Origin of the sequence: Streptomyces roseochromogenus subsp. oscitans DS 12.976, assembly GCF_000497445.1 — a bacterium.
Classification (GTDB): Bacteria; Actinomycetota; Actinomycetes; order Streptomycetales; family Streptomycetaceae; genus Streptomyces; species Streptomyces oscitans.
The window spans coordinates 5,950,396-5,952,602 of sequence record NZ_CM002285.1 but is presented as its reverse complement, the minus strand read 5'-3'; the positions used below and the strand labels follow the sequence as shown (position 1 = coordinate 5,952,602).

The window sequence follows — 2,207 nt, the reverse complement described above, 5'->3', positions numbered from 1 at the left end:
CCGGCCGCACGCGTCGCGGCGCGCGCCCGGACAGCGCGCCCCGGCACCGCGGGCAGAGCAGCGTGCGAGGTGCTCCGCAGCCCGCGCAGTCGGTCGGCAGCACCAGGTCGGTGAGGTCCCGCCACCACCCCCGCATGTGCACCACTGTGCCAATGCCGGAGCGGTCCGGCCACCCCTGTGGAAAACCCCCTGTGGACAAGCCCGGAAGACCGCACGCCGCCGGTCGCACACCCACCCGTCACTCGCACGCGGGCTGAGATGATGCCCGACGCGGCGCTCAGCCCGGATAGACCGGTGCCGTCCCGTCCTTGTCCACCTTCTGCCACTGCGCCCCGGACGGCAGCCGTACGATCCCGTCTTCCGAGCAGGCCACCAGCGGCACCCGCTCGTCCTCGGACGCGGCGATCGTGCTGACGCCGGGGAGCGCGCCTGGCGCCGGGCCGTCGAGCGTGGAGCCGTCGACCTGGACGTACCGCATCTGCAGCACGCCACCCTGCTCCCGGCCGACGACCAGCAGTCTGCTGTCCCCGGCCCACGACAGGGCGCTGACCTGCTCCAAGTCGGGCGCGGCCGAGCGCAGTTCGACCACCGAGGTCCCCTGCCCGGTCCCGTCGTCGCGCTGGACGCGGCCGATGAGCAGGGACTGCTTGCCGTCCTTCTCCACGACCAGCGCGATCCGCACGCCGTCGGCCGCCACCCGCGCGTCCTGGATCTGGCCGGACAGGTCCGGGACGGCGACCTGCTCCGGCTTGTCTGAGCCCTTTTGTACGATGTACAGCCGCGTATGGCGCGGGTCGCGGTCGGCCACCCACAGGTCGCCGCGGGCATCCCAGCTCGGTGTCGTCAGCCGGTCGTCCGCGGTCGCGCCGTGGCTGGTCACCAGCGCGTCCCCGAGGGAAGCACCCGCCACCAGCGACGTCACGTACAACGATCTGCCCTGGTCACCGACCCCGGCCGCATAGTGCTCGTCCCGCGACACCGCCACCGACTCCAGCGCCCTGGCGCCCTCGCCCAGCGGCCCAGGCGCGGGAAGGGCACTGGTGCTCGTGCTCCCCGTCGGCATCCGTACCAGCCGGTGCTTTCCGTCGAGGTAGTACAGGTTGTCGGGGGTCTTGGACGACCCGTGCCAGGCCGCGGACTCGGCGCGCTCCTCGCTCAGGCCGCACAGCCGGTGACCGCCGACGCCCTGCAGTTCGACGGACTCCAATGTCGGCGCCAGGTTTCGCAGAGTGAACAGCACCTGCGTCGCCATTTCGGTGCACTTGGTCGCCGCGACCTGGGACTGCTTCAGGTTCAGCGGCACAGTCAGCTTGTTCTGGTCGTCCGGCGCCAGGCCCGACACATCCTTCTGCAGGGCCGTGCCGGTCGGGAAACTGGACCTGACGACCGGCCCGAGCCAGCCGGTGGGGCCGTTCAGCAGCGAGCGGACCATCTGCGTCATCGGGTCCACCTTGCTGCGCACGAACACCGGATCAGCGACCGCCACCGGCTGTCCCGTCGACCCGACCGCCGTGTCGGAGGCGAAGTAGTACTTGTCGACGGGGGTGTAGTTGCGCTGGAAGTCCGACTTGCCCATGACGACCCCGTCGGGCAGCTGATCGATGCGCCACTGCCCGTTCTTGGGATCGCGCGTCAGGTGGACCTTCTTGCGGTAGGCCCCGTCGGTCGGCTGGTACGCCTGCTGCCCGTCCACCGTCGCGACCTGGCTGCCCGCCAGCACGCAGGTGATGCTGCTGGGCAGGTCCGGACTGCCACCGGCCCGGCAGCCGGGCTCGATGCTCGGCCCGCCCGCGAGGACCGTGGTCGACTGCTCCGGCCGCCATATGCGCGCCGCATCGGAGGTCAGATACTTGCGGGCCGTGTCGTACGCCGGGTCGTCACTGGTCAGCGCCTCCAGGAAGCCCTGCATGATCTCGGCGGGCCCGGCGCCCTCGGCCGGCGGCATGGCGAACACCCGGACCCCGGTGTCCTGTCGCGGCGTGGACTCCACGTTCTTCAGGTCCCCGCTGTCGGGCATCGACGCGCACCCGGCCAGCAGTACGGTCCCCAGGGCGGCGTACGCCACCGCGCGTCCCGGCTTGTGCCGGGCGCCCCCCTTGCGGTCAGCGCCCACGAAATGCCTCCCCTGGCTCCGTCGAGTCCTGCGCGCCGGTCGCCTCCGGCCGGGCCGCGCCCCCGTCGGGTGCCGGATCCCCGGCGGCCTTGTC

At 72.1% G+C, this 2,207-nt stretch carries 1 protein-coding gene and 1 pseudogene; both read right to left on the bottom strand.

Annotation, left to right across the window (positions count from 1 at the left end):
- A pseudogene (locus M878_RS000000100180) lies at positions 1-136 on the bottom strand (ComF family protein); the annotation flags it as partial.
- A 141-nt stretch (positions 137-277) separates the two neighbouring features.
- The gene (locus M878_RS75360; RefSeq protein ID WP_023550069.1) at positions 278-2,113 is read right to left on the bottom strand and encodes an LpqB family beta-propeller domain-containing protein; all 1,836 of its coding nucleotides are present in this window, start codon (positions 2,111-2,113) and stop codon (positions 278-280) included.
- Between the last annotated feature and the right edge of the window lie 94 nt (positions 2,114-2,207).